A 15,043-nucleotide genomic window follows, 5' to 3' on the forward strand; every position below is an offset into this window, starting at 1 on the left:
TTTGACTTTTTTATTCTCTCCGTCTCACATAATAAATTACACCTACCCGATCATCTGAAAAATAAAATGAATTTTCATCAATACGGTAAATATCTACAGGGCGACCATTCACTGTTTTCCCCACTAAAAACCCATCCATAAAGGTTTCAAGTTTTTGACCTTTACGCATAATGACAATTTTGTAACCATGACCAATCACTACATCAGTTGAACCATGTAAAGCGACTAAAAAAGAATTTTTGATGATGTCATCTGTATTGGGATGATCAAAATAATCGAAACCAAGTGCCGATGAATGTGCAGGGAAATAGGCGTAAGGAGGAAATACATTTTTACAACCTGACGGACGTTTGAATTTTGGGTCTGCAACAATTTTTCCATTCGACGAATAGCATGAAGCCCAACCATAATCAGCATCACGTTTGAGCGCATAAAACGTTTCATCAGGCTTATTTTTACCTAAATGGTCTGCACCTTGATTGGTAGCAAATAAAAATTTACCTATCCATTTCAAACCAACAGCATTACGTAAGCCTGTTGCATAAATCTTTTGCTCCGAGCCGTCAGGATTCATTTCTAAAACGGTCGCTCGAACTTTTTCCTTCTCAACACAAGCATTACAACTTGAGCCAACGGAGACATAAATTTTCCCGTTCCCACCGACTGCGATTGTCCGTGTTAGATGCCAACCACCATACTTATAGCTTAAACCGTAATCTGGAAAAGTCGCTAAAACTTCGGATTTAGCGGTTGATTTTGTTTCGCCTTTTGTAAATTTTCGTCGGGTCAATTGATTGGTTTCCGCTAAATACAACCAATCTTGTCCTGAAGAATCTGTATAAAATTGAACTGAATTTGGGTTCTTTAAACCCGTCATATAAGGAATAATTTTGCCGAATTTTCCCGTTTCAGGGTTCCATTCATCCAAAATATAAACGATGCCTTTTTTATTATCAGTCAAATCGTGCATATCTGTTACAAACATTCTGCCATCAGGAGCTTTGCTAAAAAAACGAACTCGCTTTAAGCCCTCAGCCGCTGGAATAATTTCGTAATTTGCTGGAAGATTTAAAGAAAAGCGCTTCCCATTTTTTAACTTAACCTGCTGAGGCACAAGATTTGGCTGTTGAGCTAAAATCCCCATTGAACAAACTAAACTTATGAATAAGATTGACAGTACTTTCATCATAGATACGTCTCGATTAATCTTAGGAAAAACAGCCTTCTTTTTTATATTATATAACTTGAAGCACGAGTATATAGTCAAATAATTTTGCTAGAAAAATACAAAGACCATCTAGATACAAGCCATTATTTTATATTGTTTTTAGCCAGAAAGTATCGTTGTAGTGGATTAATGCATTCACTCTCGTTTTATGGCACACACGAAGCATCAAAAAACCGAACTTAAAAAAAAATAATAACATACAAAAAATATTACTTTAGAAAGCCCTAACCACCATTAATACATCGGTAGAGGGCTCATCCAAGTGCTTAAAGTATTTTTATAACCCAGTTGAACAGTTCACTAATTTTTAATAGATATCAAAACCCATGAAATAATTTATTCATGTCTTTACACAAATAATCTTTAAAGTGAAATGCACGAGCATGTTTGGCATCAAATTTTGTGATTAAATCACCATTTTGGAAGATATAAACACGGTCTTCCTTACTCACTAAAAATTCGCCGCCCAATTTTATCAATAAAGCATCAATTTTATCTTCATCTGCAATACTGTCATCTTGGCTGACTTTGTCATAATTACGCCTAATGCCTTTAATAAACATCGTCTACTCACACGTTCTATTTAGCCAGAATTATACCCTTTTAATTACCGTTTAAATGGCCCTAAATAAACATTATCAAAATCATTCGGCTTGTTTACCCAGATAAATACTTATAAAATAGCCCAATCATGTGTTATCGCGGCTGCTGAACCCGATCAACTCATGAGTTTTATCTATGGACATTACACAACAATATTATTTTGAAAATGAATTAAACCGCAATCGCGCTTGGAGACGTAAGGTAAATTATTTACACCGTGGTCGAGATTGCAGAAATACATCAACCCTTTGGAAACCAGAAAAAGACTGGAAATTACTTTGGAACAGATCGTTAAAAAGATCTCGCTCTAAACAATTAAGAATTGAATATCCACGTATTTCTTCTGCCAAAAGACGAAAACAAGCACAATATGATTTTTGGAAGACTGCTGATTGAATACCCTTTTTATTTGTAGTCGTAACCAATGGCGTAGCCCCACTGCCGAGCGTGTCTTTGCAGTGGGCTATGGTATTTCCACACGTTCCGCTGGAACAAGTAAACACGCCAAACATCGTATTTCTGTCAAAGATATTATCTGGGCAGATATGATTTTTGTCATGGAGCAAAAACATAAACAAAATATCAAAGAGAAATTCCCCAACCAGTTACAACATAAAAAAATCATGGTATTGGATATTCCAGATGATTATCACTATATGGATGAAGAATTAATTGAAATTTTAACAGAGGCCATGCAACCCTATTTGCCTTAATGATAAAGTAGTTATCATCAATCAATATGACCAATTCATCACTAAAGTGATAACAAAACAACCTTAAATTTCCATAACTCAACCCGATCAATATTTAACAATAAAATAAATGATGCAGAATCCACTAAAAGTATTTTCTATCCTTAAAACCTTCACGCTTATCTTGGTGATATGCGCGTTTCTATTCAGCTTTAGTTTTATATTTAGATTTTCTGACTCAAATTCTGATGATATTCCTTTTACGGCGACTACAGAAAAACATGGGATATTTCAAAAATATAACAACCAAATCTATGCCGCTGTACCCAGTAATGGTGATTATTTGATCCCAGAAGCAGATGTTCAAAGTTTTTATTTACCTAATAATGATTACCAATACCGACAACTAGGTGCAGATAAACTGTATGTTTATTGTGGCAATATCCTCCTAAAAGATGTGCAACCTCAACAGGTGAAGACTATTGGGGATGGTTATTTTACTGCTGGAAAAGACACTTGGTATTGCTCCCCCTCCACCGAACGAAATAAGGATTTAAGTGCGCTTCGAGAAGTATGGCAAATCATGCAACAAAATTTTGCCCTAGGTTCAAAACCACAAAGTTATCTCTACCCCTATTTTAAACTTGAATCAGGCAATCTGCCTTATCGTGTTAATTCCGAAAATGATACGGCAAGTAATGGGACATCCACCTATTTTCAAGGGAAATTACTTTCAGGAGCCAATTCAAACCATCTAAAACTTGTCTTAGGTGAACGTAACTATGCCTATCGAGTGGATGGAAAAAACGTCTATTACAACAACACCCTGCTCGATTTAAAAGACAATGGAAAACTTTATAGTATTGAAATAGACAGTTTAAATAACCAATATTATTTGCTCAATCCTGTCGATGGTATGGTCTATGTCAACGAATTTGCCTTTGATCCCAAATACGCCCCCTATCATCTCTTAAGCGAACATGGCGATCACATTAACCATGCTTTGTTTTATAACGACACGGGTATTTATTATTTTGATCTGAATAAGAAAAAAATGCGTCGCGCAGGTGATAGTCCGTTTTTAGGAAAAGCATTTAAAGAAATCGCACCGCTGATTTTTTCTGATGGCACACAGCTTCTCTATCTACAAGCCAGTGAATATCGCAGTAATAAAGGATCTGCCTCTTCCAAATCCACCCATATTCTAAAATTAGCTGAACCACTTCAATCCACATGGCAAAAACTTGGGGATGTGAATTATAACTATGGCAGTGTATGGAAAAATGGCAATGCGTTTTACTATTTTGATCAGTTAGGAAATAGCCAACTAGTCAAAGCCACGATTTATCGTATTCGTGACCCACAAACGATTCGAAATTTACTGAGAACTCAACCACGCACTGACGATATTCGACAGTGGATTGATGAGCAAAAGATGGTTGAAGCCAAACACACAAAATTGCTTGAGATAGAGACAACTAACCGCTCAGACAAATATTGGGGTTTGTTGGTTCCGATCATTTTCGTGGCAATTTTTAGTATGCTGATGTGGATATTTAAACGGTTCAATTTAAATTTTGCCCCATTTTATATACGCAATAATAAACTAATCGTCAGTAATTTGATGATGACCTCTTATCCTCTAGATCAGGTCACACGCGTTGAATTTAGTACTCGTATGACAACAGCGAATGGAGGATATATTGGGCACTTTCAAATTTTACAGCGCAATGGAAAACGCAGCAGAATTTTTAATTTTAGTACGCAATTACGTTTACGGAGTGACTCACAAGTAGAATTAAATCAATATATCCAACAACTCAGAAATGAGTTAACACGCCATGGTATCCAGAATACAATACGAAATTAAGCGTGGTATCAACTGAATATCGCATTGGCAATTACATGATCTCAATATATTTTGAACCCTGTTCAAGCGCAAAATAAGCCGAAAATATTATTGAGTAAAACCATGAAAACTTGGCTGTCTATCCTTTCCCTAAGTTTGATGACTTTGACTACTGCCCATGCGGATATTCAGATGGTACAACAAAATCTAAAAAATAATTTCCCTGATATTAAAGTGAAATCTGTAAATAACTCACCTGTTAAAGATATCTATGAAGTATATATGGGTGGACGAATTGTCTATACCAATGAGGATGCAAAATACTTTTTTGTAGGTAACTTAATTGATTTAAAAGAACAAAAAAATATTACCGAAGAACGTGAGCGAGTCTTAACAAGTATCGATGTCAAATCACTACCATTAAACCAAGCCATCAAACACGTTAAAGGCAAAGGTGAACGGGTTATATATTTGTTCAGTGATCCAGACTGCCCTTATTGCCAAAGTCTCGAGAAAGAATTAAAAAATGTCGATAACTTAACCATTTATTTATTTTTATATCCAATTACCAAGCTGCATCCAAACGCATCAACCATTGCCAATCAAGTGTGGTGTTCCAAAGAACAATATCAAGTTTGGCAAAATTATGTGCTTAATAAAATTAAGCCATTAAATGTTAAAAGCTGTGAAACTCCGATTGAAAAGAACATTCACCTGGCTCACACATTAGCTATCGATGGAACACCCACCTTGTTCTTACAAGATGGTAGCCGTATTTCAGGTATTCGTAGTACAGGTGAAATTGAATTACTTTTACAAGCAGTGAAATAAAGAAAGTAGCGAAGATTATAAGTTGATCTTCGCTTTTCAATTGTAAATGCCTTCATTTATGTATAAAAGTAGCGTATTAAGACAAAATTGCATTTTCGACTACACGTAATATATTTACATTTACAATTTTCAATTTATGATAAAACACATAGTCAACAGTGTTATTTGGACACAAATGGATTGATGTTCAGATTAAAAAAGGTAAAAACTCAAAATGAAAAAAATCCTCTTAGCTACCCTACTTAGTTTATCTTGCGCAAGCGTATTCGCTAGCGACGCAGCTAAAAGTAACTTAGATCCTGCTTTTGCTAAGGCTCAAGAACTGCTTCAAGCAAAAAATTATACTGCTGCTTTTCAAGAACTGGATAGACTTGCACAGACTGGAAATGCTCAAGCCTTATATAACCTTGGATTTCTAACACAAACAGGGCAAGGCACTGCTAAAAATGAAAAAAAGGCGTTGAAATATTATCAAGACTCATCGGAAAAAGGTTACTCTTTTGCGAGTTATACTTTGGCTCAAGGCTATGCGACTGGGCAATTAGGTTTAGCTAAAGATGAGAAGAAAGTACGAGAATACTTAGAAAAATCATCTGCTCAAGGTTTTGATGATGCAACAGTAGAATTAGCCGTTTTGTTATTTGCAGAAAGTAAACCTGCGTCGGATAAATTAGCCTTACAAAAACTTGACCCACTGATCAAGAAAAATTTTCTTCCTGCAATTCATATAAAAGCCGTCTACGACATTACTCAAGGTTTAAAAACTAAGAATGCTACAACGATCCAACAAGGCTTAATGTCTATTCAAGAATTAGCAAAAAATGGTTATATTCCCGCAATAATGGCGTTAGGCAACATGATGACTAATGGAAATATCATCGACCAAAACTTGCCTGAAGCTCAGAAAATTTTCACCATGCTTGCTAAGCAAAATGTGCCTAAAGCGAAAGAATCTTTGGAGGTTGTTAATCAGTTAATTGCCAAACAAGCTAAAAAACCTGCTGTACCTGCGACTACACCAGCTGCTAAAAAGTAATTTTGAATACTATTTAAATTAAAGCCAACCAATACTCTCTACGGAGAGTATTTTTACCACCAAAGACCAATCAAAACACTAATAACAACAAAACTAAAAATGGTACTAATCATCAGTGGTGTTAAAGCTTTCTCATTTAAACCATAAATTTGACCAAATATGCCAAATATGGAAGGCATCGGCAATGCAGCAATAAGTGTGCCTGCATAAATCATTTTTTTTTCTAAATCAGTGAAATAACTGAGTCCTAGATAGACCAATATTGGCATAGCAATATTTTTAGAAACAACCAAATAAACCGTTTGCAAATTAACAGATTGAATCGTCAGTCCCACCATTCCCCCACCAATAATAAACAAGGCCAATGGTGAAGCAGTTTGCCCCAACATGGCAAAAACCTGATCAAGGGTTTGAGGAATTTGAACTTGAAAAATGGCGCAACTCATACCTAGCACAACAGATAAAAATAACGGATTTTTAAATAAAGTCACAAATGTACTTTTTAAAATTGCAGTTAGATCTGCTTGATTTTGTCGCCCTAATTCGGCAAGTACTAATACTGTAGGAATAAGGAAAACACTCTCGATAATAACCACTAATGAGAGATAGATCATCGCTTCATTGCCCATCAACAATGTCAATATTGCAGCACCTAACAAGCCTGTATTGGACATTGATGCGCCATGCGAATAAATCGAAGCATGGGTAAATGAGTTTGCAAATACTTTTCTTCCAATGACAAATGCCATGATGAATAAAAAAGCGGTTACTCCCGCATAGATAAAGAAATAAGAAGGATACCAAATTTCATGTAAATCTTTAGATGCTAAAGCGTGAAATAAAAGTGCAGGTAAAGCAATTTTAATGACAAAAGCACTCAGTGCATGAATCTGCTCTTTGCTAATCAGTTGGATACGAACCGAAATAAAGCCTAAAAACAACAAGAAGAATACTGGAAAAATTACCGAAAAAATCACCCAAATCTGTCCTTGTCTTAAAATTTGATATCAAGTTTCTATGCTAAAAGATAATCTGTAAAAACGATAATACTTTAAAGGAATAATCTATTTACAATTACTCAAATTAAAGCTCATGATCCATTTTGAAAACGGTAAATAAATCTTTTAAACCATGAGGTTGGCAACGTAAAAATTGCGGTGCAACTGCAACTTGAGCACCTAGTTTTGCTGCTGCATGCCAAACCCAACGAGGATCATAAAGAATCGCTCTCGCTAAACCGATTGCATCTGCTTCATTGTTTTGAAGAATATACTCTGCTTGCTCAGCTTCTGTAATCAAGCCCACAGTAATTACTGGAATATTCACTTGTTTTTTAATCGCTTGTGCAAAAGGAACTTGGTAATTTTCACCAATTTTTATATCTTGCTGCACATGCAATCCACCCGAAGAAACATGGATATAAACAGCACCAATCTGTTCCAAAGCTTTCGATAAATCGATACTCGATTGAATATTCCAACTATTTTCTGCATCCATCCAATCTGTCGCAGAAATACGCACGCCAAGTGGATAATCTTTTGGTACAACTGCTTGAATGGCTTGAAAAACGTCTAAGGTAAAACGAATACGATTTTCAAAGCTTCCACCATATTCATCTGTACGATGGTTAGACAATGGCGACATAAATTGATGCAATAAATACCCATGTGCAGCATGAATTTCGATCAATGCAAATCCTGCTTCTACTGCACGAATCGCCGCTTGCGCAAAGTCTTGAATGATTGTTTTAATTTCATCAATGGTTAATTCATGCGGGGCAATATCATTCGGGCTAAAAGCAATATCGCTGGCTGATACAGTTTGCCATCCGTGTGCATGATCGGGCGCAATCTGACCTTTCCCCTGCTTCACCAACCAAGGCTTTTCAGTCGAAGCTTTACGACCTGCATGCGCAAGCTGAATAGCAAAAGGTGTTGGAGCAATGCTTTTTACCTTATTGAGTAAAGCCTTGATTTGATCTCGTTGTGTATCATTCCAAAGTCCCACATCGGCATAACTGATCCGCCCTTCGGCTTGAACCGCTGTTGCTTCAATAATACATAAGCTCGCGCCTGACAAAGCGTAATTTGCCCATTGTTGTTCATGCCAATAGGTCACTTCACCCTGATCTGTTGCCGAGTATTGACACATTGGTGCAATAATAATTTTATTGCTGAGGGAGAGTGAACCAAATTGAATAGATTCAAATAACTTTGGTTGAGCAGACATAAATTATTTTCCCAATGAATTAGAACTGTTTGGTGACACTGAGTCCTGCACTCCAGTTAATACCATCAGCAGGTTCAAAGAATCGACTATTACCATCATTTACAATGACTGAACCGACATAATTTTTATCGAATAAATTATCGACTCGAGCAAAACTACGAACTTTCCAATCGTTGTTTTTCCAGATATAACCGACATTCATACTGGTTACTGTATAACTTGGTGCAGTATCTGTATTGAGATCGTCCACATAGATTTTATCCATATATCGAACATCTACACCTGCATTAAAGCCCTGCTCAGGTAACCAGCCGAAAGATACAAAGGCTTGGTTTTTTGCAATTCCGGGAATGTAATTGCCACTTTGGATGACTTTTTTAGGATCTGTGTTGGGAATGTCTGCATCAAATGTTGCATCAAGGAAACTATAACTGGCTTGAGCCGTTAAATTCTTCCACAGCTTTTTATTCCATGACAGTTCCACACCTTGGCGCAGTGTTTTATCTGCATTTTGATAGGTTGCACGTCCATTGAGTGTTCCCGCAGAAACAATATCATCCTGAGTATTACTTTGGAAAACTGCGGCGGTAAAATTACCTAGACGATTTTGTGCTTTTAAACCAAGCTCATAGTTATCACTGGTTGAAGGTTTAAGCGCAAAGTTAATCCCTGCCGTTCCTTCTGTTGGATAGGCCATTTCGGTAAAGGTTGGTGTTTCAAAACCTTTGGCATAACTGATATAAGTACTGAGATCTGGGCTAACTTCCCAGGTAAAGGCAGCTGATGGGAGCAGTTTTTTATAATCGGTTTGACCACTGTCATCGCCATTCAAACCAATGATATAGTGATCTTTCGACTCATAATGGACATTGCTATAGCGTAACCCTGTATCTAGACGTACAGTCGGCAAAAATTGCCAAGCTGCTTGTAAATATGGATCTAAATTCCATAAAGTATTTCGTTCATCACGGCGTAAATTACCTTTTACCCCATATTCACCCTTGGCATTAAAATTCTCATACCCTTGACGATCTTCATTCATCGCATCATAAGCCAAGCCAGCACTGATCCGTGTATTCGGTAATAAGTCTTTGCCAGTCCAACGTAAATCAGCACCATAAAAATCTCTTTCGAAATCAATCACCCCACCTGCATGGCGTGGATTCTTTTGAGCAGAACTTGGAATAGACTGGTATTGAGTCACTTCACGATGACCAATATAAGCCATACTATAAAGCTCTTGTTGATCATTCAGGGGCTTAGTCCAATTGATACCTGTCTGTGTTTGGTTAATATCTTTACGAACGTCATAGATATTTTTACTGTCATTGACCTGTTTAGGATTTTGCTTCCATTGCTCACGAGTCAAACCTTGTGGATCATCAGCGGAAATATCCACATGATTGATCAGCCAATTGATCTTAGAGCCATCATCTAAGTCCCACGTGAGTTTGGCATTGCTCAACACTTTTCTTGCGGCACTGTGGTCACGATAACCATCAGTATCAAAATAAGAAGAACTGATCACATAGCTCGGTTCATTGGCTTTATCTGCACCACCTTGTAAGGTGATGTCAGCGCGGCCTTTATTATTACTGCCACCTGAATATCCTAACTCGACCGAATCACGCCCTGTTCCTTCTTTGGTCGTGGTGAGAATAGTCCCCCCAGAGGAATTTCCATACAGTGATGAAAAGGGCCCACCAAGCACTTCAATATGATCTAAGCTCGTTAAATCAATATTTGAAGTTTGGCCTTGTCCGTCTGGCATCGTCGCAGGAATCCCATCGACATAAAGACGAATCCCACGTACCCCAAAAGTCGAACGTGCGCCAAAACCACGCATAGACAATTGCAAATCTTGCGCATAATTTTCACGATTATTGAGCTGTAGACCTGGTACACCTTTTAGTGTTTCTGTGAGATTCACATCGATATTATTTTGATTTTGTGATTGTTCTATACGATAAACCGATGCAGGCGTATTCAATAGATTGCTATCTGAGCGCGTTGCTTCTACTTTAATAGTTGGAAGTTGCTGAATGGAATCCTGAGAATCCGATTCAGCATAAATATTTTGTGCGATACATGCCGTTAAGCAAAGTAGTGTCGTTTTAATATTAAAATTTTTCACTCTTTGCATATGCGGCTTCCTATGATTGCGTTTAGAAAATAACTTTAGACCCCAAACCAACAACCAAAGCATTATCAACTTGATTGGTCGCACCCGGATGTACAACATACTGAATTAACGGGCGAAGCATGAACCATTTGGTTGGGTAATATGAGTAATTCAACTCAAGATTATACTCCGCATCTTCATTCAACTGTCTTGAATTTGTACCAAGACGGCTATTATTCACATAATTAATATAACGATCATTCAAATGCACACGATTTACAGCCAAACCTAAAATATCATTAGAATGACCTTCAAATAAGCCGTAGTACTTCAAACCTAATTGTTGTGAATCGTTGACAGCGGTTGTAGTACGGTCATGTACAGTAAAGTTACCAAAGCTATGTAAACCTCGTTTACCTTCACCTGTAGAAGTCAATTGCTGTTCAAATGCAACCCAACCACCATAGGTACGGTCTTCGCCATGAGTTCCTGCTTTATAAGCAACATCATATTGGTTTTTTGCTTCATCTGCCGTGTTATACAACGTACCAAAACGGTAACTGCCCGGTAAATTATTTAAACCTTGTTTAGGTGACCAAACAACTTCTGAAAGTAGATTTACGCCATCTGCATTTTTAGTGTCTAAATTCCAACCTTTGCGCTCTAAAGCATTTTCAGGGTTATATTCAAATACACCCACTTGAGCAAATAATTCAGGATTAAACTGATATTTAACACGCCCCCCCCACTGTGATACAGGTGTGTTATACCAAAGCTTGCCTTGCCATTTCCCCATTTGTGCTGCACAGAATGCATTGCCTTGAAAATCACAAGCCATCGTATTAAATTCAGTTCCTAGACCCATACGACCTGCACGGATGCCCCAGCCTGAATCAAACTTTTTATCAATATACAATTCACTCAAACGGCTACCCGAATTACCACGCCCCCAATTGGCTTGAGAGTTTGCCCATTGTGGTGCATCTGACGCTTGGATGCCGCGTAAAGACGTACTTTCACCTTGGCGAGCCGTAACCAATGCACGAACAATCACACCACTCCAACCTGCCAATTTTTCCATATCTAAAGTTGTGCCCAAGCCAAATTGTGTCGCAAAAGTTGGCGCTTGGTGTGCATCATATCCACCGTCCGCAAGGTAGGAACTATCCATTGCAATCGTGCCATCAAATTTCACACCCTGATTGGCGAGCTCTGTACGTGTACCATTCCAGTCACCTGTCATGGTTGTTCCATTCAAATCAAACGCATCTTCAGCAAATGCTGGGGACATCATGGTACAAATAGTGATTGCCAAGAGTGAATGAGCAATTTTTTTCATGGGAAAACCTAAATCGAAGAATTGGCTGTTAAAACATAAAAATGAGTCAAATTATTTAAACAAGCTATTTAAAATTAATAGAAAAATCTTGTATTAACGCGACTACATATCCCAAAATATATAAATCTCAAGATGCTTATATGTTGATAATTCACTAGAAATTTACACTTTTTTTCATAGATAACCATCAGATTATTTTTATACATTTAAAAACTTTTTTTTATCAATTTACTTTATGATCAATAACAAATAGTTATTATCAAATATCAAAAAGATAAGCATTGTGAATACGCATTCATTTTGACAAATACTTCCATGAATATTTTACATTGATCCGTGAATGAATACATTGAATTAGTATTTTACATTGATCCGTGAATGAATACATTGAATTAGTATTTTAAATGAGTATCTTGAAGCATAAATTTTAAATCACTTTTTTAAATGAAATATTCAACACTCAACCTTTCATGCTTTATACCATTCACATTCTTCAATACAATATAGGCACTGCCTTGCATTTTGATGATGTCATGCCTGAACTACCTGAAGTTGAAACAACTAAAAACAGCTTGTTACCCTTAATCAATCAAAAAGTTATTGATATTCAAGTACGTGAGTCTCGATTGAGATGGCCTATTCCAGAAGATATTCACAAATTAAAAGGGCAAAAGCTTATCAAGCTGAGCCGTCGTTCCAAATACATTTTGGCTGAATTTGAAACACATAGCATGTTATGGCATTTAGGTATGTCGGGCAGTTTTCGAATCTGTGATGGGCATGAAGAACTAAGAAAACATGACCATCTCATTATTCAATTTGAAGATATTCAATTGCGTTATCATGACCCAAGACGGTTTGGTTGCATCATTTGGCTCAACGCAGAAAGCCAAGTAAAATTGATTGATACACTCGGCCCTGAACCACTCAGTGATTTATTTGATGCAAATTATTTAGCAGATAAATTAAAAAATAAAAGTGTCGCTGCGAAAGTTGCCATTATGGACAATCATATTGTGGTCGGTGTCGGTAATATTTACGCCACTGAAAGTTTATTTAATTTAGGCATTCATCCTGCTCAAGCTGCTTCAAGTTTATCTACAGATCAAGTTCAAAAATTGGTTGTGGAAATTAAACGTATTTTAAAACAAGCCATCGATTTAGGTGGCTCAACACTAAAAGACTATAGCAATGCTATGGGTGAAAATGGTTATTTCCAACAAACCTTATTGGCTTATGGTCGAGCAGGTGAAATGTGTGTGAACTGCGAAACCACATTGGAAAATTTAAAGCTAGGACAAAGGGCCAGTGTATTCTGCCCACAGTGCCAACCGTTAAAACAAGTAACAGCTGCTCCGAAAAAACTACGAGGAAAAAGTAAATGAAAACTGCTATTGTTCGACATATTCTCGTCAAAGAAAAAGATTTGGCGGATCAGCTTAAAAAGAAAATTTCCGATGGTGCCGACTTTGCCAAAGTTGCTAAACAATATTCAACCTGCCCTTCTGCTAAAAAAGGTGGTGAATTAGGTGAAGTCAAAAAAGGACAATTGGTTGCTGTGATTGATAAAGCAGTTTTCAGTTTGGCTGAACGTCAACTACATGGTCCGATTAAAAGCCAATTTGGTTTTCATTTATTGGAAATTAAATTTCGGATGGATTTTTAATTTAGCGCTTCACATTCTTACCGAGGGGTTAACAACCTCTCCTTGTTTCCCCGTACTTAGATATATCTATTAATCAAATAGATATATCTACCTCTCTCTAATCATGAAAATCATAACATTCATATATAGAACATACTTGAGTATAAACAACCTCACTAAATTTATTTTAAAATGTCATTAACACGAGCTTCAATCTGATAAAAATTAAATATAAACAATTTACTATATGGATTTATTCAATAATTTTAGTGCTTCAATTCAATTATTTTCCTCGACTTTATAATCTTGCACAAAACTTGAGTATTGATCTATATATGGTCTAAATATTTCCTTACTACTGGTAAAGTAAAAAACTTCATTACCATTTCTGACAATGACTTCAGGTGATTTTCCATTACAAAAACCATGATCTGATTTAACTGCTGTTTCCAAACTAATAAAGTTTTTCTCTGCTAATTTCTCATCTTCAAAAGCAAAAACCAATAAACTAAAATCAGGTCGTTTTTGATCCTCTCCAACTTTTACTTTACTTACAGCACGGTAAGAACGAATACCATCGCCTTTAACTTGGATAATTTTATTATTAGTACAATCATTTTCAGACCATGACGTACCGCTTTCTTTTTCTACAAATTCAAATTGATCTTTTAATAATTGCGTTTCCAAAGCCACCAACAATGCATCATTTTCATCAATCGACTTTGCTTCAATGACTTCATAAGTAGTTTTTTCATTGGGAATATCATCGAAACTTAAATTTTTTGCTTTATCTTGCACATTTTCTTCTGTTTGATTTTTATTGTCACGATTTTGTTCAGCTTGAGAACATCCCATTAATGTTAATAATGTGATAAATACAATTAAATTATTTTTCATACAGATGTCCCGCTTTTTTAATTTATAAAATCATCATAATCGATCCATAAAAAAACGACACTGAAAAGTGTCGTTTTAAGCTTAAGCATCTTTTATTACAGACAAACTTAATCTTATGGGCGTTTTTTCAACTCATCACGAATTTCACGTAATAATGTAACATCTTCTGGTGTTGCTGCTGCAACTTCCACAGGTGTGCGTAGACGATTAATGACTTTCACCATTAAAAATACCACCCAAGCCAAAATAAGGAAGTTTAAGAAGACAGTAATAAAGTTACCGTAGGTTAATACGTTCACACCCGCTTTAGTCAACGCATCTAATGACGTTAAGTTGTTCGGATTATTACCAAGTACGATAAATTTTTGCGTAAAATCAACACCACCACCCGTAATCATCGAGATTAACGGCATAATAATATCTTTTACCAATGAATCAATAATTTTACCAAATGCGCCACCGATAATCACACCGATCGCCATATCCATCATATTGCCTTTTACAGCAAACTCTTTGAATTCAGAAATAATACTCATATCTTGCTCCACGCTTATTTTATTGCGTAATTTTTT

The 15,043-nt window shown here is 36.4% G+C and carries 15 protein-coding genes; 7 read left to right on the forward strand and 8 right to left on the reverse strand.

All coding sequences use genetic code 11. From position 1 onward, the window contains the following. Nucleotides 1–10: 10 nt before the first annotated feature. Nucleotides 11–1,189, reverse strand: coding sequence for a PQQ-dependent sugar dehydrogenase (locus tag ACG94X_RS11765; RefSeq protein WP_419383914.1), 1,179 nt, complete (start codon nucleotides 1,187–1,189; stop codon nucleotides 11–13). Nucleotides 1,190–1,545: 356 nt separating this feature from the next. Next, on the reverse strand, nucleotides 1,546–1,791 hold the full coding sequence (locus ACG94X_RS11770) for a hypothetical protein (RefSeq protein WP_419383915.1): 246 nt from the start codon (nucleotides 1,789–1,791) through the stop codon (nucleotides 1,546–1,548). Nucleotides 1,792–1,966: 175 nt separating this feature from the next. On the opposite strand from ACG94X_RS11770, the gene ACG94X_RS11775 reads away from it, so the two are divergent. From ACG94X_RS11775 to ACG94X_RS11795, 5 genes are all read left to right on the forward strand, one after another. Further along, nucleotides 1,967–2,227 carry a hypothetical protein gene (locus ACG94X_RS11775; protein ID WP_151957175.1) on the forward strand — a complete coding sequence of 87 codons (261 nt, stop codon included), beginning with the start codon at nucleotides 1,967–1,969 and terminating at the stop codon, nucleotides 2,225–2,227. Beyond that, nucleotides 2,224–2,544, forward strand: a complete 321-nt coding sequence (locus tag ACG94X_RS11780) for a low molecular weight protein tyrosine phosphatase family protein (RefSeq protein ID WP_419383916.1) — start codon at nucleotides 2,224–2,226, stop codon at nucleotides 2,542–2,544. Before ACG94X_RS11775 ends, ACG94X_RS11780 begins: the two co-directional genes overlap by 4 nt. 109 nt (nucleotides 2,545–2,653) lie before the next feature. Then, nucleotides 2,654–4,393 (forward strand): DKNYY domain-containing protein, encoded by a 1,740-nt coding sequence (locus ACG94X_RS11785; RefSeq protein WP_419383917.1) that lies wholly within the window; start codon nucleotides 2,654–2,656, stop codon nucleotides 4,391–4,393. A gap of 102 nt (nucleotides 4,394–4,495) precedes the next feature. Continuing rightward, a complete protein-coding gene (locus ACG94X_RS11790) occupies nucleotides 4,496–5,203 on the forward strand; it encodes a DsbC family protein (RefSeq protein ID WP_419383918.1) in 708 nt (235 codons plus the stop codon). Between the two features lie 214 nt (nucleotides 5,204–5,417). Then, complete coding sequence (locus tag ACG94X_RS11795) at nucleotides 5,418–6,239, forward strand: tetratricopeptide repeat protein (protein ID WP_419383919.1); 822 nt, start codon at nucleotides 5,418–5,420, stop codon at nucleotides 6,237–6,239. A 53-nt stretch (nucleotides 6,240–6,292) separates the two neighbouring features. Here the strand turns inward: ACG94X_RS11795 and ACG94X_RS11800 are convergent, their stop codons facing one another. From ACG94X_RS11800 to ACG94X_RS11815, 4 genes are all read right to left on the reverse strand, one after another. Continuing rightward, on the reverse strand, nucleotides 6,293–7,216 hold the full coding sequence (locus tag ACG94X_RS11800; RefSeq protein WP_419383920.1) for an AEC family transporter: 924 nt from the start codon (nucleotides 7,214–7,216) through the stop codon (nucleotides 6,293–6,295). Nucleotides 7,217–7,322: 106 nt separating this feature from the next. Further along, the gene (locus tag ACG94X_RS11805; RefSeq protein WP_419383921.1) at nucleotides 7,323–8,468 is read right to left on the reverse strand and encodes an NADH:flavin oxidoreductase/NADH oxidase; all 1,146 of its coding nucleotides are present in this window, start codon (nucleotides 8,466–8,468) and stop codon (nucleotides 7,323–7,325) included. Nucleotides 8,469–8,487: 19 nt separating this feature from the next. After that, nucleotides 8,488–10,611: a TonB-dependent receptor domain-containing protein gene (locus ACG94X_RS11810; protein WP_419383922.1), complete on the reverse strand. Its 2,124-nt coding sequence runs from the start codon at nucleotides 10,609–10,611 to the stop codon at nucleotides 8,488–8,490. Between the two features lie 22 nt (nucleotides 10,612–10,633). Then, on the reverse strand, nucleotides 10,634–11,929 hold the full coding sequence (locus ACG94X_RS11815) for a carbohydrate porin (RefSeq protein WP_419383923.1): 1,296 nt from the start codon (nucleotides 11,927–11,929) through the stop codon (nucleotides 10,634–10,636). Between the two features lie 533 nt (nucleotides 11,930–12,462). Between ACG94X_RS11815 and mutM the strand changes: the two genes are divergently transcribed. Further along, entirely contained in the window at nucleotides 12,463–13,314 is an 852-nt protein-coding gene (gene mutM / locus ACG94X_RS11820) for a bifunctional DNA-formamidopyrimidine glycosylase/DNA-(apurinic or apyrimidinic site) lyase (RefSeq protein ID WP_419383991.1), read from the forward strand. Beyond that, entirely contained in the window at nucleotides 13,311–13,595 is a 285-nt protein-coding gene (locus tag ACG94X_RS11825; RefSeq protein WP_419383924.1) for a peptidylprolyl isomerase, read from the forward strand. Before mutM ends, ACG94X_RS11825 begins: the two co-directional genes overlap by 4 nt. Before the next feature lie 258 nt (nucleotides 13,596–13,853). Here the strand turns inward: ACG94X_RS11825 and ACG94X_RS11830 are convergent, their stop codons facing one another. Continuing rightward, complete coding sequence (locus ACG94X_RS11830) at nucleotides 13,854–14,471, reverse strand: hypothetical protein (protein ID WP_419383925.1); 618 nt, start codon at nucleotides 14,469–14,471, stop codon at nucleotides 13,854–13,856. A 113-nt stretch (nucleotides 14,472–14,584) separates the two neighbouring features. Then, nucleotides 14,585–15,007 carry a large conductance mechanosensitive channel protein MscL gene (mscL, locus tag ACG94X_RS11835; protein ID WP_419383926.1) on the reverse strand — a complete coding sequence of 141 codons (423 nt, stop codon included), beginning with the start codon at nucleotides 15,005–15,007 and terminating at the stop codon, nucleotides 14,585–14,587. Nucleotides 15,008–15,043: the final 36 nt, after the last annotated feature.

It is taken from the genome of Acinetobacter psychrotolerans, from assembly GCF_048552595.1.
Classification (GTDB): domain Bacteria; phylum Pseudomonadota; class Gammaproteobacteria; order Pseudomonadales; family Moraxellaceae; genus Acinetobacter.

Bases quoted from the DNA above. Each gene is read 5' to 3' on its own strand.
- ACG94X_RS11765 (WP_419383914.1), bottom strand. From the start codon at position 1,189: ATGATGAAAGTACTGTCAATCTTATTCATAAGTTTAGTTTGTTCAATG.
- ACG94X_RS11770 (WP_419383915.1), bottom strand. From the start codon at position 1,791: ATGTTTATTAAAGGCATTAGGCGTAATTATGACAAAGTCAGCCAAGAT.
- ACG94X_RS11775 (WP_151957175.1), top strand. From the start codon at position 1,967: ATGGACATTACACAACAATATTATTTTGAAAATGAATTAAACCGCAAT.
- ACG94X_RS11785 (WP_419383917.1), top strand. From the start codon at position 2,654: ATGATGCAGAATCCACTAAAAGTATTTTCTATCCTTAAAACCTTCACG.
- ACG94X_RS11790 (WP_419383918.1), top strand. From the start codon at position 4,496: ATGAAAACTTGGCTGTCTATCCTTTCCCTAAGTTTGATGACTTTGACT.
- ACG94X_RS11795 (WP_419383919.1), top strand. From the start codon at position 5,418: ATGAAAAAAATCCTCTTAGCTACCCTACTTAGTTTATCTTGCGCAAGC.
- ACG94X_RS11805 (WP_419383921.1), bottom strand. From the start codon at position 8,468: ATGTCTGCTCAACCAAAGTTATTTGAATCTATTCAATTTGGTTCACTC.
- ACG94X_RS11810 (WP_419383922.1), bottom strand. From the start codon at position 10,611: ATGCAAAGAGTGAAAAATTTTAATATTAAAACGACACTACTTTGCTTA.
- ACG94X_RS11815 (WP_419383923.1), bottom strand. From the start codon at position 11,929: ATGAAAAAAATTGCTCATTCACTCTTGGCAATCACTATTTGTACCATG.
- mutM (WP_419383991.1), top strand. From the start codon at position 12,463: ATGCCTGAACTACCTGAAGTTGAAACAACTAAAAACAGCTTGTTACCC.
- ACG94X_RS11825 (WP_419383924.1), top strand. From the start codon at position 13,311: ATGAAAACTGCTATTGTTCGACATATTCTCGTCAAAGAAAAAGATTTG.
- ACG94X_RS11830 (WP_419383925.1), bottom strand. From the start codon at position 14,471: ATGAAAAATAATTTAATTGTATTTATCACATTATTAACATTAATGGGA.
- mscL (WP_419383926.1), bottom strand. From the start codon at position 15,007: ATGAGTATTATTTCTGAATTCAAAGAGTTTGCTGTAAAAGGCAATATG.